Origin of the sequence: Microbacterium sp. NPDC077644 (genome assembly GCF_040702785.1) — a bacterium.
Lineage (GTDB): Bacteria > Actinomycetota > Actinomycetes > Actinomycetales > Microbacteriaceae > Microbacterium.
Map to the genome: position 1 here is coordinate 84771 of NZ_JBFBME010000002.1, position 18407 is coordinate 103177.

22 protein-coding genes are annotated in these 18407 nt (G+C 67.7%); 10 read left to right on the top strand and 12 right to left on the bottom strand.

The genetic code is table 11. The annotated features are described in order from the left end of the window. The first annotated feature begins 21 nt into the window (after positions 1-21). The 3 genes from AB0269_RS07320 (at position 22) to AB0269_RS07330 (ending at position 2211) form a co-directional block, all read left to right on the top strand. Entirely contained in the window at positions 22-936 is a 915-nt protein-coding gene (locus AB0269_RS07320; protein WP_366210592.1) for an EI24 domain-containing protein, read from the top strand. Next, entirely contained in the window at positions 929-1702 is a 774-nt protein-coding gene (locus tag AB0269_RS07325) for a DNA-formamidopyrimidine glycosylase family protein (RefSeq protein WP_366210593.1), read from the top strand. The genes AB0269_RS07320 and AB0269_RS07325 overlap by 8 nt, the downstream gene beginning before the upstream one ends. Positions 1703-1803: 101 nt before the next feature. Further along, on the top strand, positions 1804-2211 hold the full coding sequence (locus AB0269_RS07330) for a transferase (protein WP_227529377.1): 408 nt from the start codon (positions 1804-1806) through the stop codon (positions 2209-2211). 135 nt (positions 2212-2346) lie between these two features. Here AB0269_RS07330 and AB0269_RS07335 read toward each other — a convergent pair whose 3' ends face one another. The 3 genes from AB0269_RS07335 to AB0269_RS07345 are packed head-to-tail and all read right to left on the bottom strand — an operon-like array spanning position 2347 to position 6056. Next, positions 2347-4179, bottom strand: a complete 1833-nt coding sequence (locus AB0269_RS07335) for an ABC transporter permease subunit (protein WP_366210594.1) — start codon at positions 4177-4179, stop codon at positions 2347-2349. Further along, positions 4176-5072 carry a phosphonate ABC transporter ATP-binding protein gene (phnC, locus tag AB0269_RS07340; protein ID WP_366210595.1) on the bottom strand — a complete coding sequence of 299 codons (897 nt, stop codon included), beginning with the start codon at positions 5070-5072 and terminating at the stop codon, positions 4176-4178. The genes AB0269_RS07335 and phnC overlap by 4 nt, the downstream gene beginning before the upstream one ends. Before the next feature lie 42 nt (positions 5073-5114). Continuing rightward, positions 5115-6056, bottom strand: a complete 942-nt coding sequence (locus AB0269_RS07345; protein ID WP_366210596.1) for a PhnD/SsuA/transferrin family substrate-binding protein — start codon at positions 6054-6056, stop codon at positions 5115-5117. Positions 6057-6204: 148 nt separating this feature from the next. On the opposite strand from AB0269_RS07345, the gene AB0269_RS07350 reads away from it, so the two are divergent. Beyond that, a complete protein-coding gene (locus AB0269_RS07350; protein ID WP_366210597.1) occupies positions 6205-6813 on the top strand; it encodes a LysR substrate-binding domain-containing protein in 609 nt (202 codons plus the stop codon). On the opposite strand, the gene AB0269_RS07355 is transcribed toward AB0269_RS07350, so the two are convergent. Beyond that, positions 6810-9347, bottom strand: coding sequence for an ATP-dependent Clp protease ATP-binding subunit (locus tag AB0269_RS07355; RefSeq protein ID WP_366210598.1), 2538 nt, complete (start codon positions 9345-9347; stop codon positions 6810-6812). The genes AB0269_RS07350 and AB0269_RS07355 overlap by 4 nt on opposite strands. 116 nt (positions 9348-9463) lie before the next feature. On the opposite strand from AB0269_RS07355, the gene AB0269_RS07360 reads away from it, so the two are divergent. Next, positions 9464-10204, top strand: a complete 741-nt coding sequence (locus AB0269_RS07360) for a GMP synthase (RefSeq protein WP_366210599.1) — start codon at positions 9464-9466, stop codon at positions 10202-10204. Here the strand turns inward: AB0269_RS07360 and AB0269_RS07365 are convergent. Continuing rightward, entirely contained in the window at positions 10170-10628 is a 459-nt protein-coding gene (locus tag AB0269_RS07365; protein ID WP_366210600.1) for a glutaminase, read from the bottom strand. The genes AB0269_RS07360 and AB0269_RS07365 overlap by 35 nt on opposite strands. A gap of 74 nt (positions 10629-10702) precedes the next feature. Between AB0269_RS07365 and purU the strand changes: the two genes are divergently transcribed. After that, positions 10703-11566, top strand: coding sequence for a formyltetrahydrofolate deformylase (gene purU, locus AB0269_RS07370; protein ID WP_366210601.1), 864 nt, complete (start codon positions 10703-10705; stop codon positions 11564-11566). 101 nt (positions 11567-11667) lie between these two features. On the opposite strand, the gene AB0269_RS07375 is transcribed toward purU, so the two are convergent. Genes AB0269_RS07375 through AB0269_RS07390 form a run of 4 tightly spaced genes read right to left on the bottom strand, consistent with a single transcriptional unit; the run spans position 11668 to position 14570 of the window. After that, entirely contained in the window at positions 11668-12396 is a 729-nt protein-coding gene (locus AB0269_RS07375; protein ID WP_366210602.1) for an amino acid ABC transporter ATP-binding protein, read from the bottom strand. Further along, entirely contained in the window at positions 12393-13862 is a 1470-nt protein-coding gene (locus AB0269_RS07380; RefSeq protein ID WP_366210603.1) for an amino acid ABC transporter substrate-binding protein/permease, read from the bottom strand. The genes AB0269_RS07375 and AB0269_RS07380 overlap by 4 nt, the downstream gene beginning before the upstream one ends. Before the next feature lie 55 nt (positions 13863-13917). Then, positions 13918-14316: a type II toxin-antitoxin system VapC family toxin gene (locus AB0269_RS07385; RefSeq protein WP_366210604.1), complete on the bottom strand. Its 399-nt coding sequence runs from the start codon at positions 14314-14316 to the stop codon at positions 13918-13920. Continuing rightward, entirely contained in the window at positions 14313-14570 is a 258-nt protein-coding gene (locus AB0269_RS07390) for a type II toxin-antitoxin system prevent-host-death family antitoxin (protein ID WP_366210605.1), read from the bottom strand. The genes AB0269_RS07385 and AB0269_RS07390 overlap by 4 nt, the downstream gene beginning before the upstream one ends. A gap of 100 nt (positions 14571-14670) precedes the next feature. Between AB0269_RS07390 and AB0269_RS07395 the strand changes: the two genes are divergently transcribed. Then, the gene (locus AB0269_RS07395) at positions 14671-15321 is read left to right on the top strand and encodes an alpha/beta hydrolase (RefSeq protein ID WP_366210606.1); all 651 of its coding nucleotides are present in this window, start codon (positions 14671-14673) and stop codon (positions 15319-15321) included. Between the two features lie 242 nt (positions 15322-15563). Here the strand turns inward: AB0269_RS07395 and AB0269_RS07400 are convergent, their stop codons facing one another. Further along, positions 15564-15875, bottom strand: a complete 312-nt coding sequence (locus AB0269_RS07400) for a helix-turn-helix transcriptional regulator (protein ID WP_366210607.1) — start codon at positions 15873-15875, stop codon at positions 15564-15566. 90 nt (positions 15876-15965) lie between these two features. Here AB0269_RS07400 and AB0269_RS07405 point away from each other — a divergent pair, with 90 nt between their 5' ends. Continuing rightward, positions 15966-16229, top strand: coding sequence for a ribbon-helix-helix protein, CopG family (locus AB0269_RS07405; protein WP_366210608.1), 264 nt, complete (start codon positions 15966-15968; stop codon positions 16227-16229). Further along, a complete protein-coding gene (locus AB0269_RS07410; RefSeq protein WP_366210609.1) occupies positions 16226-16465 on the top strand; it encodes a toxin in 240 nt (79 codons plus the stop codon). Before AB0269_RS07405 ends, AB0269_RS07410 begins: the two co-directional genes overlap by 4 nt. Before the next feature lie 217 nt (positions 16466-16682). Here the strand turns inward: AB0269_RS07410 and AB0269_RS07415 are convergent, their stop codons facing one another. Both AB0269_RS07415 and AB0269_RS07420 read right to left on the bottom strand, forming a co-directional pair. Beyond that, positions 16683-17105 carry an NUDIX domain-containing protein gene (locus tag AB0269_RS07415; protein ID WP_366210610.1) on the bottom strand — a complete coding sequence of 141 codons (423 nt, stop codon included), beginning with the start codon at positions 17103-17105 and terminating at the stop codon, positions 16683-16685. Positions 17106-17320: 215 nt separating this feature from the next. After that, positions 17321-17734, bottom strand: a complete 414-nt coding sequence (locus tag AB0269_RS07420) for a hypothetical protein (RefSeq protein ID WP_366210611.1) — start codon at positions 17732-17734, stop codon at positions 17321-17323. Positions 17735-17893: 159 nt separating this feature from the next. Here AB0269_RS07420 and AB0269_RS07425 point away from each other — a divergent pair, with 159 nt between their 5' ends. Continuing rightward, positions 17894-18346, top strand: a complete 453-nt coding sequence (locus AB0269_RS07425; protein ID WP_366210612.1) for a GNAT family N-acetyltransferase — start codon at positions 17894-17896, stop codon at positions 18344-18346. The last annotated feature ends 61 nt before the right edge of the window (positions 18347-18407 follow it).

The window sequence follows — 18407 nt, forward strand, 5'->3', positions numbered from 1 at the left end:
CGGCACGCCTACGCTGGACTCATGATGCGCGAGTTCGCCGCCGGAGTCGGCACGCTGCTGCGCGGGTTCCGCATGTGGAAGTCGCACACGAGGCTCCTGGCTCTCGGCCTCATCCCCGCGTTCATCGCCTGGGCGGTTCTGCTGGCCGCGATCATTCCGCTGCTGATCTGGCTCGGCGACATCACCGACTGGATGACGCCGTTCGCCGATCGCTGGGTCGAGCCGTGGCAAGGCATCCTGCGGTTCGGCCTCGGCGCCGTGATCGTCGTCGCGGCTCTCGCGCTCTCGGCCGCGGTCTTCACGGCCCTCACCCTGACGATCGGCGACCCGTTCTACCAGCGGATCTGGAAGGGCGTCGAGCGCTCGCTCGGCGAGGAGCCGACCGGCGAGTCGGGCTTCTGGTCGACCGTCGGCGAGGGCGTCCGGCTCATCACGATGGGACTCCTCGTCGCCCTGCTCACCCTCGTGATCGGGTTCATCCCGGTGGTCGGCGGGGTGACGGCATCCGTCATCGGCGTCATCCTCAACGGTCGCCTGCTCGCCCGCGAGCTCACCGGCCGCGCGTTCGACGCGCGCGGCGTGACGGGACATTCGCGATCCGGGATGCTGCGCACGGGCCGAGCCCGTGTCATCGGCTTCGGCGTGGCGACGCAGCTGTGCTTCCTCGTGCCGTTCGGAGCGATCGTCACGATGCCCGCCGCGGTCGCGGGCTCGACGCTGCTCGCACACGATCTGCGTCGACGCGCCGCCGCCGGCGGTCAGGGGTCGCAAACGGTGGCCGAGACGCCGCGAACCCAACCATCTACGCCCCCTCCGGCGGAGGCCAGCGCTGATACCCCCGGCCAGGGGTCGCAAGCGGCCGGCGTCCCAGCAGGAACGCAGCCGAATGCGACCCCGCCCGCACCACCTCCGCCCCCAGCGAGTCCGCGTGCCTGAGGGCGACACCGTCTTCCGCACCGCACGGCGTCTCGACGACGCGCTCGCGGGGCAGGAGGTCACCCGTTTCGACCTCCGCGTTCCGAAGGCAGCGACCGCCGACCTCACCGGCGAGATGATCCACGGCTGCGTCCCACGCGGCAAGCACCTCCTCCTGCGCGTCGGCGAGTACACGCTGCATTCGCATCTGCGCATGGACGGCGCCTGGTTCGTCTACCGTCCCGGTGAGAGGTGGCGGCATCCGGCCTTCAAGGTTCGCGCGATCGTCGGCACCGCCGAGCGCGAAGCCGTCGGCGTCGACATCGCCGACATCGAGCTCGTGCGCACGAGCGACGAGGACGAGGTCGTGGGACATCTTGGCCCCGACCCGCTCGGAAAGGACTGGGATGCCGCGGAAGCAGCCGCACGCGTGAGCCGCGACGCCCGCAGCATCCACGTCGCCCTGCTCGATCAGCGCAACGTCGCGGGTTTCGGCAACGAATACGCCGCTGAGCTGCTGTTCCTGCGCGGAATCCTGCCGACGACACCGGCTGCCGAGGTCGACACGGCCGCACTCATCACCCTCGGCGCGCGCACGATCCGCGCCAACCGCGACCGGCCGGATCGCACGTTCACCGGAGTGAACAGGCCCGGTCGGACGACGTGGGTCTACGGCCGGGCGGATCGTCCCTGCCGCCGTTGCGGAACCCTTATCAGACGCGGCGCGCAGGGGGCCGATCCGACCCGCGAACGCGTCACCTTCTGGTGCCCGAACTGCCAGCGCTGAGCCTGCGACAAGGCTCAACGACCGCTCATCCCCGTCAGGGAATGAAAAGCGCACTCCCGTGGTTGTTGATATATCCGGGAAGTTCCGGACTGGGAGGAATCTTGGGTAAGAACTACATCGATATCGAGGACGACCAGGGCACGACGCTGCGTTACCGCAAGCACGTCAACGGCCGCGGTCTCGTCGCGCATGGCGCGAAGGTGCATCCGAAGGCCGTTGTCGAGGTCGGCGCCTATATCGAACCGGGAGCCCGCGTCGGCGCGGGAGCCCGAGTGGTCCGCGGGGCGTGGATCGAACCGGATGCCGTGATCGGCGAGAACGCGTACATCGACGCCCATGCGCACATCGGCCAGGGCGCCGCAGTCGGAGACGGGGCGCACATCGGCGTCCGCACCGACATCGGCGCGGGGGCGCGCATCGCGCGTGGAGCGAAGATCGGCGACGACGAGACGGTCGCTGCGGGGCTCCGCATCGCCACCGACCGCAAGGGGCTGTGGCTGGCGGCCTGATCGCGAACGCAGGCCCCACACGCGTCAGCGTGGATCACAGTTGTCAGCCCAGAAACACTATTAGACGCCAACAACTGTGATCCAGGCTGACAAGTGTCAGCTCGCACACACACCGGGCGCTCCCCACCCGCGTCTCTACTTCAGTGCGCGGCGGATGAGGATCGACGCGCTCTCGACGAGCACGACCATGCCGATGATCACGAGCACGTAGGCGAGCACCTCGTCGAAGTGACGCCCCTGCAGCGCGTTCAGCAGCAGGAAGCCGATACCGCCGGCTCCGACGATGCCGAGCAGCGTCGCCGAGCGGATGTTCTGCTCGAGCAGGTACATGAGGTGGCTGACCATCGCGGGCACCGACATCGGCATCGTCGAGGAGAAGAGCACCTGGGTGCGGGTGCTTCCGCCGGCGGCCAGGGCGCGTTCCGGGCCGTTCGGCACCTCTTCCATCGAATCGCCGATGAGCTTGGCGAGCAGGCCCACGCCTCCGATGCCGAGCGCCAGGGCGCCGGCCTGCGGTCCGATGCCGGCCGCGATGATGAACAGGATGGCGACGACGAGATCCGGAATCGCACGGATCACGAGCGCGACGCCGCGGAAGAAGTTGCGCACCCAGCTGTTCGGGGCGACGTTGCGTGCCGAGAGAGGCCCGACAACGGCTGAGATGATCGCGCCCATGAGCGTCGCGGCGAACGCGATCTGGATGGTCGTGATGACGGCTGCCATGACGTCCGCCCAGCTGCGGCTGCCGAAGTGCGGCGGCCAGATCGCACGATCGCGCTCCGGGTCGACGAGTTCGTTCCACGACGGCGCGAGCATCTTCGTCACGTCGGGCGCGGTGTACACGAACGCCGCGACGACCACGAGCACGCCGATCCAGATCCACAGCGTGTTGCCGAGGCGGTTGCGGTCCCAGGGCCGGTGCATGGCCGCCTCGATACGGGCGTTGGGGTCGAGCGTCCGGATCGTGGCCGCGCTCACGGCATCCGCCTCGCCCGCCTGGCGACGCGAGACGGCCCGCGCGACCGTGTCGCCGAGTCCCCTGCCGGTGGGCTGGACGCCGAGAAGACGCGTACGCAGCAGCGACGACACGATCTCGAACAGCACGCACAGCACGATGATGATGACCACGAGCGGGATGACGCGGCGCATGCCCGCCGGTCCGCCGTGCAGGGCCTCGTCGAGCTCGTAGCCGATGCCGACGACGCCCACGACACCGAGGATGACGGTGCCGCGCAGATTGATGTCGGCGCGGTGCAGCGTGACGGCGACCCAGGCGGGCAGCACCTGCGGCACGACACCCGACCAGAACTCCTGCGACTTCGAGCCGCCGGCCGACCGGATCGCGAGCCGCGGGCCCTCGTCGATCTGCTCGATGGCGTCCGCGAACATCTTCGAGATCATGCCGACGGAGTGCAGGCCGATCGCGGCGATCGCCGGCAGGGTTCCCGAGTTGAACCACAGGAACGCGAAGATCACGACGAACACGATGTCGGGGACGGCTCGGGCGATGACGCCGATGCCGCGGCACACCGCCAGCACGAGCGCGTGCGGCGTCGTGTTGCGGGCCGCGCCGTACGCGACGGGCACCGAGAGGACGGCGGCGAGCGCGGTACCGGCGATGACGAGCGCGAGAGTGATGACGATCGTGAGGAACATCTCCCAGATCGGCTCGAAGCCGACCCAGGTCGTCACGTACGCCGTCGTCCCGTCGGCGAGGCGCTCACCGGTGACCTCCCAGCCCGGCCACTGCATGGGCGTTGCCATGCCGAGGAACCGGGCGATGTTCTTGCCGGTCGTGTCGAGGCTCTTCAGGCTGTAGTCGAGGCCGATGAACGACCAGACGCCGAAGGCGAGGATCGCGATGATGACCCCGTACGAGACGACGGTCGACAGGCGCGGTGCCGGGCGCGGCACGTTCGCGATGCGTTCGGCGAGCGCGGGCGCCGGGCGCGAGGCGACGGTGGTCACGCGGGCTCCTCGTTCGCGAAGTCCTCGGCGAGGCGCTCGCGTGCGGCGGTGCGCTCGGCCTCGCGTTCGCGGATCTGCTCGCGGGCCTCGGCGAGTTCCTCCTCGAGGGCCTCGATCTCGCCAGTCGTGGTCGCGACGCGACCGTAGATCTCCATGACCTGCTCGCGGCTGAGGCCTTCGGTGCGGGTGTCGAGCACGACCTCGCCGGCGCGGAGGCCGACGATGCGATCGCCCCAGCTGAGGGCGAGGTCGACCTGGTGCAGCGAGCAGATGACCGTCAGCGACCGCTCGGCGGCGATCTCGCGGATGAGCGACATGACCTGGCCGCTCGACTCCGGGTCGAGCGAGGCGACGGGTTCGTCGGCGAGCAGGATCTCGGGGTCCTGCATCAGGGCGCGCGCGATCGCCACGCGCTGCTGCTGGCCGCCGGAGAGCTGGTCGGCACGCTGGTAGGCGAACTCGAGGAGCCCGACGCGGTCGAGGTGCCCGAGCGCCTTCTCCCGCATGGCGCCCGGGTAGGTGAAGATGCCCACGCGCGGGCCGCGCAGCGACGACAGCCCGCCCGTGAGCACGTTCTCGAGCACCGTGAGCGCGCCCACGAGCTCGAACTGCTGGAAGATGAAGCCGATCCGGCCGCGGAGCGCGCGCAGGTCGCGGCCGCGCAGGGCCGAGACGCGCTCGCCGAGCGAGACCACCGAACCCGCCGTCGGAGCTTCGAGTCCGTTCACGTGACGCAGGAGCGTCGACTTGCCCGAGCCCGAGAGCCCGAGCAGGACGACGATCTCCCCCGGTTCGACGGACAGCGACACCCCCGTGAGCGCCGGGGCCTTGGCTCCGGGGTAGGTCTTGCCCAGATCGGCGATCCGGACGGCGGGGGTGTCGCTGTTCGTCATGTCAGTGGCTCCTGGCTCTGTCTACGTGGTCGGAGAGCGGGGTCAGGCCCGGCAGGCCTCGACCTCGTCGGCGATCTCGGAGCACAGCGTGCGGATCAGGTCGTAGTACGCGTCGTCGACCTTGCCGAAGCCGAACCAGCCGTCGGTGAGGAACTCGTTGAGCTCGATGCCGGCGTCGGTCAGGTCGGACTGCGTGCTGTCGGCGAGGGCCTCGGTCAGCTGGTCCTTGACGTCCTGCGGGAGCGCGGCCTGCATGACGATGGGAGCTGCGGGCACGAGCACGCGGGTGACCTCTTCGAGCTCACCGGACTCGATAAGCGGGTCGGCGTCGATGTCCTGGGCGAAGCCGACCTGGCAGTCGGTGCCCTCGGCGACCTTGCGGGCGTTGAGGTCGTGCTCCTCGCCGAAGAAGCGGTTGTCCTCCGAGACGGTGACGCCTGCTTCGAGCAGTCCACCCATGGGAACGGCGAAGCCCGAGGTCGAGGTCGGGTTGACGAAGCAGACCGGACGGTCGGCGAAGTCCTCGAGGGAGGAGACATCGGTCGCGGCCGGGTTCTTCACGGCGACGGAGTAGTAGCCGGGCTCAGCGCCCTCCTGCGTGATCTGCGCGCCGATCGGCTCGATCTCGGCGCCGGCGTTCTGCGACTGGAAGTAGGTGAATGCCGAGATCTGAGCGATGTCGATCTGGTCGGCGGCGAGGCCCTGCACGACGGCGGTGTAGTCGGTCGCCTGGAAGAACTCGACGTTCTTGCCGGTGATCTCGGCGATCCAGTCGGCGATGGGCTGGGCGTCCTGGTCGGCGCCCTCGTGGTCGGGGAGGACGGCGAAGACGAGGGTGTCCTCGTTGCCGGAGGCGAACGTTCCGGCCGCCTCGTCGGAGCCGTCGGTGGCGGAGTCCGCGGTGCCGGCGGCACAGGCCGAGAGACCGAAGGCGAGGGTTAGACCGGCGGCGATCGCGAGACCGCGCTTGAGGGTGGACTGCATGGGGGAACCTTTCGAAGGTGCGGGCGCAGGGTGAGGTGGTCGGCAGAGCGGCCGACGTGACGATCAAAGACAGGCCCGGCGACGTGCGCGCAGAGAGAATCTGTCTGCCCCGTGAACTCGGTGTGAACGTCCGAGTAGCCTGAAACACATGGCATCCGACGCTCCCCCGCCCCGCACCTTCCGCCTCGGGGCAGTTCCGGGGGCGACACCCGGCAAGTGGATCGACACGTGGAAGCAGCGGATGCCACGGGTCCCGCTCGAGCTCGTGCCGATCGAGGCAGCCTCGCAGCGCGCGGCGCTGGAGGGGCTGGATGCCGCGCTCGTCCGCCGCCCTGTCGATGACCCCGACGAGTTGCACGTGATCCCGCTGTACGAGGAGGTCACGGTGGTCGTGGCATCCGCCGAATCGCACCTGATGGCCGCCGACGAGCTGACAGCCGACGACCTCGCCGGGGAGGTTCTGATCACGCCGGCCGACGACGTTCTCGGGCCGCTGGGGCTCGCGACGGTCGAGCCGAAGTTTCCCCAGCTGTCGACGACCGCCGACGCGATCGCGACGGCCGCGTCGGGCGTCGGCATCGTCGTCGTGCCGATGTCGCTCGCGCGCCTGCACCAGCGCAAAGATGCCGGGTACCGGCCGCTCCTGGATGCGCCGACGTCCTCCGTCGGTCTCGCGTGGTTGCGAGATCGTACGACGGAGGACGTCGAGACGTTCATCGGGATCGTCCGCGGCCGCACCGCGAACTCCTCCCGCTAACCGACCAGCACCGGCACCTCGACGCGGAGCTCGTCGCCTGCGGCATCCACCCGCACGGCTCCGCCGTCGGCGAGCTGCCCCGACACGAGCAGGTCGGCGATGCGGTCGTCGACCTCGCGCTGGATCAGGCGGCGCAGCGGCCGCGCCCCGTACTCGGGCTCGTAGCCGTGCTCGCCGAGCCACTCGACCGCGGCATCCGTCACCTCGACGGCGATCTGCCGCGATGCGAGCCGCGCCGTCGTCGCGCCCAGCATCAGGCGGACGATCTCCCCGAGCTCGTCACGCGAGAGCTTCTGGAACAGCACGATTTCGTCGATGCGGTTCAGGAACTCCGGACGCATCGCCTCACGGAGCTTGCCCATGACGCGGGCCTTCAGGTCGGCCGCGGACGCGAAGCCGTTCGCCGAGGCATCCGAGCTCGACACGAACCCGAGGGCGCCCGAGCGCGAGGCGAGGAACTCCGAGCCGATGTTCGAGGTCATCACGATCACCGTGTTGCGGAAGTCGACCGTGCGACCCTGGCCGTCGGTGAGACGCCCGTCGTCGAGCACCTGCAGCAGCAGGTTGAACACGTCGGGGTGCGCCTTCTCGATCTCGTCGAACAGCACGATCGAGTACGGGTTGCGCCGCACGCGCTCGGTGAGCTGCCCCGCCTCGTCGAAGCCGACGTATCCGGGAGGAGCGCCGACGAGCCGCGAGACGGTGTGCCGCTCGCCGAACTCGCTCATGTCGAAGCGGGTCACGGCGTTCTCGTCGTCGAACAGGCGGTCGGCGAGAGCCTTGGCGAGCTCGGTCTTGCCGACGCCGGTCGGGCCGAGGAACAGGAATGATCCGACCGGACGGCGGGCATCGCCCATGCCGGTGCGGCTGCGACGGACGGCGCGGGCCACAGCCGCGACGGCGTCGTCCTGCCCGATCACGCGGGCGTGCAGCTCGGTCTCGAGATCGGCGAGGCGCTCGCGCTCGCCCTCGGTCAGGCGGCTGGCCGGGATGCCGGTCGCACGCGAGATCACCTCGGCGATCTCGCGCTCGTCGACGATCGCCTCGGCGTCGTCGGTGCGCCCGGTGGATGCTGCGTCGATGCGCGCCTGGACCGCCGAGATCTCGTCGCGCAGGTGAGACGCCTCCTCGTACTTCTCCGCGGAGACGGCGGCGTTCTTGCGCGCCTCGAGGTCGGCGAGCTCGGCGAAGAGGTCCGACGTGTCGACGGGCACTCCGAGCTTCAGACGCAGCCGTGCCCCGGCCTGGTCGATCAGGTCGATCGCCTTGTCGGGCAGCACGCGGTCGGGCAGATAGCGGGCGCTCATCGTCACGGCGGCGCGGAGCGCGGCATCCGTGTACTCGACCTTGTGGTGGTCTTCGTACGCACCGCGGAGACCCTCGAGGATCAGAACGGCATCCGAGGCCGACGGCTCCTCGACCTTGACCGGCTGGAAGCGACGCTCGAGCGCCGGATCCTTCTCGATCTGGCGGTACTCCTTGAGCGTGGTCGCACCGACCATGTGCAGGTCGCCGCGGGCGAGGCGGGGCTTGAGGATGTTCCCGGCATCCATCGCACCGTCACCGGCGCCGCCCGCGCCCACGACCGTGTGCACCTCGTCGATGAAGACGATGATCTCGTCCTTGCGGGCGGCGATCTCGTCCATCGTCTTGGTCAGACGCTCTTCGAAGTCGCCGCGGTAGCGGGTTCCGGCGAGCATGGCGGGCAGGTCGAGCGCGACGACGCGGCGATCCTTCAACTGCGCCGGCACCGTGCCGTCGACGATCGCCTGGGCGAGGCCGTCGACGATCGCGGTCTTGCCGACGCCGGCCTCGCCGATGAGCACCGGGTTGTTCTTGGTGCGCCGGCTGAGGATCTCGATGGTCTGCTCGATCTCGTCGGCGCGGCCGATGACGGGGTCGAGGGCGCCCTCCCGGGCGCGGGCGGTCAGGTCGAGACCGTAGGTGTCGAGCATCGGCGAGTCGGAGGCCGGCGCCTCTGCCCCGGCCTCGTCGCCGCCGACGGGAGCTGTGACATGGTCGCGCACGCCCTGGGTGAGCGCCTCGGCCGTGACGCCGGCGCGGGCGAGGATCTGCCCCGCGGGCACGTCCTGCCCGAGTACGAGGGCGAAGAAGACGTGCTCGGGGTCGATGTACGTGGCGCCGGAGGAGCGGGCGACCTGGTACGCGTGGAAGAGCGCGCGGCTGGCGCTCGAGGTGATCGTCGCGGCCTCGACGCCGGCGGGCTCTCCGGGCAGCGGCAGCCGGGACTCGACAGCCTGGATGATCTGCGCCGGATCTGCGCCGATGTTCTCGATCGCACGCGCGACGGCGTCGTCCTCCACGATCATGCGCAGCACGTGCAGCGCGTCGAGCTCGGTCTGGCCGCGCTCGAGGGCGAAGCGGCCGGCACGCTGCAGGATGCGCTGCGTGCGCGCGGTGAGGAACCGGCTGAGGTCGATCGACCGGGACTGCCGGGCCTGCTCGCCCGCGAGATACCGGGCCAGGAACTCGTCGAACGAGCCGGCACCGGTGTCGCTGAAGTCGTTTGCCACGAGGGCCTCCTGAAAGTTGAGTCCTGTTCACTCAGATACGGGACTTGAGTGTACTACGCTCAACTTCAACGCGGGGCCGCGTCGGGTATTCCCACAGCGCCGAATAGAATTCTCTGGTGGCCTCGATCCTGTACGTCTGCGTGAGGCCGGAGCAGGGTGCGGCGGACGCCGAGCACCGGTCGTTCCGGCGCGCTCTCGGCGTACCCGGGCTCGACCGCTGGGATCTGCTGGACCGGCCCCTGGACGAGTCGGTCGCGGGTCGCTACGACGGCGTCGTCATCGGCGGATCGCCGTTCAACGTGGTCGCCGAGGAGCGCGACGATCTGCAGCGTCGCGTCGAGAACGACCTCGAGGCGCTCGCGCAGGATGCCGTCGACGGAAAGCTCTCGGCGATGTTCACCTGCTACAGCATCGGCGTCGCCACGAGGATGCTGGACGGCACCGTCGGCACGGCCGTCTCGGAATCGACGCGCGCGACGGGCATCCACATCACGGCTGCCGCCGCGGATGACCCGGTGTTCGGACCGTCGGCGCCTTCGATGACCGTGCTGACGGCGCACAAGGAGGGCTCGATCGAGCCGCCGCCCGGAACCGTCCTGCTCGCCACGAACGAGGACTGCCCCGTGCAGGCATACCGTGCAGGATCGGGGCTGTACGCGACGCAGTTCCACCCCGAGGTCACGCCGCAGGACTTCGTCGACCGCATGGCGTACTACCGCACGACGGGCTACTTCGACCCGCACGAATACGACCTGACGGCCGAGCGCGTGCTCGCCTCGGCACCCACGGGCACCGACCTGCTGCGCCGCTTCGCGGAAACGCTCAACGACCGAGCAGCAGCTCGACCTGCTCGCTGAGATACCCCTCCAGCGGTCGCCACGACTCCCCCGACCAGCGCACCGAGACCACGCCGTCGCGCATCGCCAGCGGGCCGGACGAGCCGCCGGCATCCACGGCATCCGGATCGATGACCGACCACCCGACGTGCACGACCTCGCCCTCACGGAACCCACCGCGCAGCGCCATCTGACGCCGCGCCGCGCGCTCGCGCGCCGACTCCGCGGTGTAACCGCGCCGGCCCGGGTCGGCCGCACGGAGGATCTCCTCCGTCGCCAGCACGCGGTCGTCCGTGAGCAGCAGCACGCCCACGTGCCAGGCCTCGCCGATCCGCACGATGCGCTCGCCGCGCCAGCGCGAGGAGCGCTCCTCGCCGAGGCCCTCCTTCGCGACGCCCGCGAGCGCCGTGCGGGCGTCGGCGAGCAGCGAGGTGGCAGAGGTCATCCGCCCAGGCTACCGATTCGCCGACTCAGCCACCGACGCGGCAGAATCGATGCACACCCCTGCAAGGAGCATCCATGCCTCAGACCGATACCGCACGTCTGCTCATCGCCTGCGATGACCAGCCCGGAATCGTCGCCGCCGTCGCGAACGTCCTCGCTCAGCACGGCGCGAACATCATCTCGCTCGACCAGCATTCGACGGATGCCGAGGGCGGGCGCTTCTTCCAGCGCACGGTGATCCACCTGCCAGGGCTCGCCGCGGCCCGCCCGGCCCTCGAAGCGTCGATCGACGAGGTCGCCGAGAGGTTCGGCATGGAGTGGTCGCTGCACGACACGTCGCGCCGCAAGCGCGTCGCGATCTTCGTGTCGAAGTACGACCACTGCCTCATGGAGCTGCTGTGGCGCCAGCAGCGCGGCCAGCTCGACGTCGACATCACGATGGTCGTCTCCAACCACCCCGACCTCGCCGAGGCCGTCCGCGGGTTCGGCGTGCCGTTCGTGCACATCCCGCGCGGCACCGGAGAGGACGCCAAGGAGGCGATGGAGGCCCGCCAGCTCGACCTGCTGCAGGGCAACGTCGACCTCGTCGTCCTCGCCCGCTATATGCAGATCCTCACGGACGACTTCATCGAGAAGGTCGGCGCCCCGGTGATCAACATCCACCATTCGTTCCTGCCGGCGTTCATCGGCGCGAACCCGTACGCGCGCGCCAAGGAGCGCGGCGTGAAGCTCATCGGCGCGACCGCCCATTACGCGACGGCCGACCTCGACGAGGGCCCGATCATCGAGCAGGACGTCACGCGCGTCACGCATTCCGAGTCGGCCGCCGAGCTGCAGAGCCGCGGCGCCGACGTCGAGCGTCTGGTGCTCGCGCGCGCCGTGCAGTGGCACGCGGAGGATCGCGTGATCGTGCACGGCCGCTCGACCGTCATCCTGTAGCGCGCCGAGCCGTCCCGAATTCAGGACAAGGCCCCGGGATCAGGAGCATCTTGCGGCGATCGTCCTGATCTCGGGCGCTCGTCCTGATCTGGGACCGGCCGTCACAGCACCTTCGCGAGGAAGTCCTTCAGCCGGTCGCTCTTCGGCGACCCGAACAGCTCGGTGGGCGCAGCCTCTTCGACGACGACACCGCCGTCCATGAACACGGTGCGGTCCGAGACCTCGCGCGCGAAACCCATCTCGTGGGTGACGAGCACCATGGTCATGCCGCCCTCGGCGAGGTCGCGGATGACCTGCAGCACCTCGCCGACCATCTCGGGGTCGAGGGCGCTGGTGGCCTCGTCGAAGAGCATGATCTCGGGGTCCATCGCGAGCGCGCGGGCGATCGCCACACGCTGCTTCTGACCACCGGAGAGGGATGCCGGCTTCGCGTCCGCCTTGTCCGAGAGGCCGACCCGCTCCAGCAGTGACAGCGCACGGGTGCGCGCATCCGCCTTGGAGAGCCGCCCGAGCTCGACAGGGGCGAGGGTGATGTTCTCGAGCACGGTCATGTGCGGGAACAGGTTGAAGTGCTGGAACACCATGCCGATGCGCTGGCGCACCTCATCGAGCTTGACGCTCTTGTCGGTGAGGTCGACGCCGTCGATGATCACCTGGCCGCTGGTGGGCTCCTCGAGCTTGTTCAGGCAGCGCAGCAGCGTGGACTTGCCCGACCCGGACGGCCCGATGACCGCGACGACCTCGCCATCGGCGACGGTCAGGTCGATCCCCTGGAGGACCTCGTTGCTTCCGAAGGACTTGTGCAGGTCTCGGACGTCGATCTTGCTCATGCGTTGAACTTCCTCTCCAGGCGGTTCGCGAGCAGCGTCAGCAGCGTGATCACGACGAAGTAGATGATGGCGACGATGGTCAGCACCTGGGCCGACAGGTAGGTCGAGGCGATGATCTGCCGCGACTGGAACGTCAGCTCGGCGAGGCCGATGACGCTGATGAGCGAGGTGTCCTTCAGGGTGATGATGCCCTGGTTCACGAACGACGGGATCATGATGCGGAACGCCTGCGGCAGGACGACCTTCTGCATCGTCTTCCAGTGGCCGAGGCCGAGCGAGCGGGATGCCTCGTTCTGACCGGGGTCGACGGCCTGGATGCCGCCGCGGATGATCTCGGTCATGTACGCACCGGTGTTCAGCGACAGCGTGATGGCACCGGCGACGAACGGGTTGAACGTGATGCCGGGGAACAGCTGCGGGATGGCGAAGAACACGAAGAACGCCTGCACGAGGATCGGCGTGCCGCGGAACACGTACACATACGCGGTGGCGAGCCAGCGGAACGGCAGGAACTTCGACAGCCGCCCGAACCCGAACACGATGCCGAGGATGAACGCGGCGACGATCGCGATGATCGTGGAGAGGATCGTCAGCCACAGACCCTCCATGAGGGCGGGCCAGTACTTGACGGCGACGGAGATGATGTCGGTGGGCTGGGTGGACTCCTCGCCGCCGGAGAGGTAGCGGTCGACGATCTCGTCGTACTCGCCGGACTCGGTGACGTTCGCGAGGCCCGTGTTGAACATCTCGAGCAGTTCGGCGTTCATGCCCTTGTTGACCGCGAAGCCGTACTCGCCGCCGAGCTCGGGTTCGCCGACGAGGCGGAAGCCGGATCCCTGCTGGATGCCGTAGGCGAGCACCGGGAAGTCCTCGAAGTAGCCGACGGCCTGACCGGCCTTGACGGCATCCACCATGTCGGTGGTGTCGGTGTACGGGGTGACGCGGAAGCCGTACTCGTCCTTGTTGTCCTCGGCGAAGGTCTGACCCTGGGTGCCGGTCTTGACGGCGACGGTCTGGCCGTCGAGGTCGTCCAGGGACTGGATGTCGCTGGCGTCGAGGACGCCGAGCTGGATGCCGCTGGTGAAGTACGGGTCGCTGAAGTCGAAGACCTTCTTGCGCTCGTCGGTGATCGACATGCCGGCCATGACCGCGTCGACCTGGTTCGACTGCAGGGCCTGGACGGCGGCGTCGAACCCGAGCTGACGGATCTCGACTTCGAAGCCCTGGTCTTCGGCGATCGCGCGGAGCAGGTCCATGTCGATGCCGACGAGGTCGCCGTTCTCGTCGGTGAACTCGAACGGCGCGAACGTCGTGTCGGTGCCGATGACGAAGGTCTCGCCGCTGTCGTCGGCGGTGGCGGGGGCTGCGACGCCCAGCATCACGCCTGCCGCGACGAGCGCGGTCATCGCGAGGGCGGCGATCCTGCGCCCGAGCGGACGCGCGGATTCGGAAAGGTTTCGGATCACGACGGATGCTCCTCGGATCGGTTGTCACGACCGGACGGCCGCACGATCCTCCAGCCTAGAGCAGGGGGTCGCCGACGATGTCGACGGCCAGTCCGCGGGAAGCCTTCGCCAGCCGCTTGTCATTCGTCCACAGCTGTTCGGCCTCGGAGAGCTGCGCGGCAGCGAGATGCAGTGCATCGGGCGTCTTCAACCCATGATCTGCGCGCAGCTCGGCCGCGCGCAGGTAGGCCTCGGTATTGAGCTCGACGATCTCCAGCTGCTCGTAAACCGCGAGGTAGCTGTCGCGCAGCGCGTGGTTGCGCGTACGCAACGGCATCGCGAGGCACTCAGGCAGCACCAGCGGACTCGTTGCCAGCGGCACCCGAGCCGACGCCATGGCACGGCGAACCGCATCTCCCGGATCACCGTCGTCTTCCAGTGCGTAGATGAGGATGCAGGCGTCGAGATAGATCAATCCCAGGAGCCCCGTTCCTCAGCGATCTGAGCCTCGATCTCGGCGGAGCTGCGACGGCGATGACGACGGCGCGGATCGCCCTCAAGCCATTCCACGATGGCGGGCCCGTTCAGGACCACGTCGGGCGCACCGATCGGGACGACTTTGACGACCGGGACGCCACGATTTGTGATCACCACCTCGTTCCCGGAGCGCGCGTCAGCGATCAACCGTGAGAGGTTGTTCCGCGCGTCGAGGACACTGTACTGGGTCATGCATCCATCTTAGCCATCTATCTGGCTAAGTTCCACAGGGACCCCCAGGCCACGTGGTGATGCCGGCAGCGGGCCGAGCACGCGCGTCTACGCTGGGCAGATGCGAGTGTACGTTCACGGCGCGGGCCGTCACGGACGCGATGCCTGGCCGTCGGTTCAGGACGAGGAGTCGCGTTTCGCGAGTCTCGACTTCACCGGCCCGATGGAGCAGAACGTTGCGTCACTCACGTCGCTCACTCCCCCGGATTCGATCGTGTTCGCTCACTCTGCCGGCGCCGTTCCCGTCTTCCTCGCCCTGCAGGCGCAGGATCTCACGCTGCGCGCGCTCGTGCTTCTTGAGCCCGGACTCTACGACATCGCCAGAGGCACCCCGGCGATCGAACGTCACATCGAGGCGATCACCCGCGCCCGCACCCTGTCCGCCACCGGCGACCTGTTCGGCTGGTGGTCGATCGTGCGTCCGCTGATGTTCGGAGGACCAGCCGAGCGCTCGAAATGGGATGCCGAACGGGACGCGGCGGCGAGGTTCGAAGCCAAGCAGCCTCCCTGGGGCTATGGCGTTGAGGCGTCGGCGATCACCGATGTTCCGACGCTCGTCATCACTGGCGGATGGAATTCGGAGTACGAAGCGATCGCCGATGTTCTGACGGAGCAGGGCGCCGAGCATGTCCAGTTGCACGGGAACGAGCACCGGCCCCAGGATCATCCCGAGTTCGCGGCAACGGTCGAGGTCTTCCTCGGCGATCGATGAGCTGACCCGCTCATCACCTGCCAATACGGTGCCGTGCGGATCGTCGGCATCGAGAGTCCGGGGCACGCTGAGCCGTCGACTCGGGGCATCTACCCACTCGGGGGCGGGGAGTCCTTCTTCGCTGAGGCGAAGATCGACGAGAGCGGCAAGAGCGGCATCCCAGGCGCGATCGCCGGTCGGCTCCGGCTCGGCGAGGCCGAGAACCCCGCGTACGAGACCGTGCTCGGCGGCGAGGTTGTCGCTCAGTTGGGCTCACGAAGAGCGCTGTACTTATCGCCCGCGCGTAGGGCTCGACGGATCGCTGCCGCGACGGTGGCCGCGTCATCCCGCCGCGTGGGTGCGGAGTACAGGCGATGACCAGTGCTGCTGAGAAGTCGTTCGACGGTGGTGAACTCAGCCTCGCGACCACTTTCAAGGCGCGAAACTCGCCCTTGGTCGATCTTCGTTCGTCGAGCGAGATCCTTCTGGGTCAGGCCACGACTCTTTCGTGCAGCGCGCACAAGCGCCGCAGGATTGGTCATCGGGTCACATCCCAAAAATGTTCCCTGAGACATATTCAACTCGAGTTCGCAGACCGGCGTCGCCCCTATTCGCGAACCGGAAAATCTCTTGCCGCCGCGAGCTTTTCGTATTACATTAAACCTATGAGCGCAGGCGAAACGATCAACGGAGTCGCGATCACCGACGAACAGATCAAGCGATGGGCCGAAGAAGCCGAAGCAGGTTACGACGTCCAAGCCCTCAAGCGGCGTGGTCGAGGTCGGCCCGGTCGCGGCGCGGAGCCCTCGCAGGTCGTCGCACTGCGACTCACTGCGGAGGAACTGGCAAGCATCGACGCAGCGGCGGCACGCGAGCACAAGACCCGTTCAGAGCTCATCCGCGAAGCGCTCGCAAAGTACGCCGTGTGAAAGTACACGCCTCCGCGCTCAAGCACGGAGTGCGCCCCGAGGACGCGATACTCGCGGCCTCCTGGCCGATCTGGATCGAGGATCTCGACGACGATTCTCCCGCTCGCCAGCTCCGACTCGGCTTTGCTGCTCAAAGCATCCTCCTAGAGACAGTCGTGCTCGTTTTCGACAGCGGAAACGAGTTGATCATCCACGCCATGAAGGCCAGGCCACAGATGATCGACCTGTTGCCATAGCGCGCTTGTCTGCTCGGCCTTGCCTGCTCGGCTGCCGGAAACGATCGTTTACGGTACTGCCGCACCGCGTTGGCGGTACAGGCTGCCGTAAAGGCTCTCCAGAACCCGCTTTCGGCAACAGGTTTCGGTGCGACGAACTACCGCTCTTAGATGAGGAGGATCGCCCCCATTGGGCAGGTGCTCAGCGAGCATACACACAGCACCTCGCGATCAGGTTCTACGAGTTGGTCGGCGCAGCCGATCCGGCGAGGTCGCGAATAAGCTCTCTGATCGAGGCGGGTTGGAGGTTTTCCAGATCCAATTCCGAGACTCTTATCCAGCAGGGCTCATAGGTGTTCTCCGTCGACATGCGGTATTGCTCCGGGCCCAACATCGCCACGGGCGACACTGGTACCGCAACCAAGAAGTAGTCCGCCTGACGGTCTGCATGCTCGAGCGACCACAGGGGCCGCACCACTTTCCCACACAGCCCGGTCTCTTCAGCCAGCTCGCGAAGCGCTGCGTCTTCAGCGCTCTCGTTCAATTCGACCCCGCCACCGGGGAGGACGGCGTAGCGCCGGCCGTGTTTCACGCGCCTGATTACGAGCAATCGCTCGTCCCGAAGCGCGACTACCGCAGCCCGGTGTTTCGTGACTTCCATGGCGACATGATGTCAGAACCGGTGTCCGTCCATCGACGACTGATTGGCGGCATGGGCCGAACCGGCCTGCCGAATACGATCGTTTGCGGCGCATCTCTCGTTTGGTGCCCGGTTGCCACGCCGGTAACGTTCTCCGGAACGTGCTTCTGGCAGACGTTATTGGCGGGTCTATGGGCGCTGCGACGAGCACGGTGGCGACCGGACGACGTGGACCTTCATGGCGTGATCGCGTACACGTTCTCTGAGATTTTCATCGCGTTGTCAGGGACAGGCACACCGTCGGGAATGACAGCGAAGCTACCAGCTGGCCCTTGTGATGCAACCCCGGAGGTGCCTCCACACGCGATGGAGCCCTCGGAGTCTCCAACCAAGGCGACGAGGCAGACGGACGACGCCTCAATACCTTCAGCTATCCACAACGACGTTCCCTTGTGCTCGCCAACATAACGGGCCGTAGAAAAGTTGATCGTCTCGATCGGGTCTTCGTCGAGCGCGGGCAGCTTGTCTTGAGACGTGTGCGGTTTCCGAAGGTCGGCAAAGTCATCTTTCACTGAAGTCGAGCACCCGGAAAATACTAGGATCCCGCTCGCAACGAGCGTGATGACAAGCAGTCCACGTGCCTTAAACATGGCTACAGTATGTCGGAACGTGCGCGTCGGCGTCGCCGTAAACGATCGTTTTCGGCGTGAGCCACCCGTATGCGCCAAGACCATCGCCGCTAACGCTCCCCAGAACTGCCATTCGGCAGACGGTTTCGGCGCTCGGTGTCTGCTCCATAAGCTGTATTTATGTTCCGCCTGCGCCGCCGAACCGCGACCGACTGTGAATCAGTTGTCAGATGGATCCCCGATGTAGACGCCTTGTATTTGTTCACAGGTCCCCGACTGCGTTGGCCTCTCGACGCCGTGCAGCTGTCCGGAATGGAAGATGAGGGGTACAGCGGATGGACGCTTGTCGAGGACGAATCAGGCGAGGCGCTCGGACATTTCGATCTGGCAGTCGATGGTAAGGTCGCTCGCTTAGGTCGCGTCTGCATCGATCCGATGCGCAGAGGGCAGGGTCTCGCGCACGTGCTCGTCGGCTTTGCGATAGACCGGGCGAGATCGCTCGGTGCGTCAGAAATGCGACTGAACGTGATCGTCGGCAACGACGCCGCGATACGAACCTACGAGCGTGCGGGGTTCACGACCAGTCCACGATCGGATCGGCCAGACGTGCGCGTGATGTCCCGCGCGCTGTAGCGCTCGGGAACGAAGGGTCCGGGCGCTGAGCGAAGCTGCCTCGAGGCGCCTGCCGAAATCG

What these genes read in the sequence shown, in the direction of transcription:
- phnC (WP_366210595.1), bottom strand. Translation starts at nt 5,072, where the DNA reads ATGACGAACAGCGACACCCCCGCCGTCCGGATCGCCGATCTGGGCAAG.
- AB0269_RS07420 (WP_366210611.1), bottom strand. Translation starts at nt 17,734, where the DNA reads ATGTTTAAGGCACGTGGACTGCTTGTCATCACGCTCGTTGCGAGCGGG.
- AB0269_RS07415 (WP_366210610.1), bottom strand. Translation starts at nt 17,105, where the DNA reads ATGGAAGTCACGAAACACCGGGCTGCGGTAGTCGCGCTTCGGGACGAG.
- purU (WP_366210601.1), top strand. Translation starts at nt 10,703, where the DNA reads ATGCCTCAGACCGATACCGCACGTCTGCTCATCGCCTGCGATGACCAG.
- AB0269_RS07405 (WP_366210608.1), top strand. Translation starts at nt 15,966, where the DNA reads ATGAGCGCAGGCGAAACGATCAACGGAGTCGCGATCACCGACGAACAG.
- AB0269_RS07395 (WP_366210606.1), top strand. Translation starts at nt 14,671, where the DNA reads ATGCGAGTGTACGTTCACGGCGCGGGCCGTCACGGACGCGATGCCTGG.
- AB0269_RS07345 (WP_366210596.1), bottom strand. Translation starts at nt 6,056, where the DNA reads ATGCAGTCCACCCTCAAGCGCGGTCTCGCGATCGCCGCCGGTCTAACC.
- AB0269_RS07350 (WP_366210597.1), top strand. Translation starts at nt 6,205, where the DNA reads ATGGCATCCGACGCTCCCCCGCCCCGCACCTTCCGCCTCGGGGCAGTT.
- AB0269_RS07320 (WP_366210592.1), top strand. Translation starts at nt 22, where the DNA reads ATGATGCGCGAGTTCGCCGCCGGAGTCGGCACGCTGCTGCGCGGGTTC.
- AB0269_RS07400 (WP_366210607.1), bottom strand. Translation starts at nt 15,875, where the DNA reads ATGTCTCAGGGAACATTTTTGGGATGTGACCCGATGACCAATCCTGCG.
- AB0269_RS07365 (WP_366210600.1), bottom strand. Translation starts at nt 10,628, where the DNA reads ATGACCTCTGCCACCTCGCTGCTCGCCGACGCCCGCACGGCGCTCGCG.
- AB0269_RS07425 (WP_366210612.1), top strand. Translation starts at nt 17,894, where the DNA reads ATGTTCCGCCTGCGCCGCCGAACCGCGACCGACTGTGAATCAGTTGTC.
- AB0269_RS07390 (WP_366210605.1), bottom strand. Translation starts at nt 14,570, where the DNA reads ATGACCCAGTACAGTGTCCTCGACGCGCGGAACAACCTCTCACGGTTG.
- AB0269_RS07375 (WP_366210602.1), bottom strand. Translation starts at nt 12,396, where the DNA reads ATGAGCAAGATCGACGTCCGAGACCTGCACAAGTCCTTCGGAAGCAAC.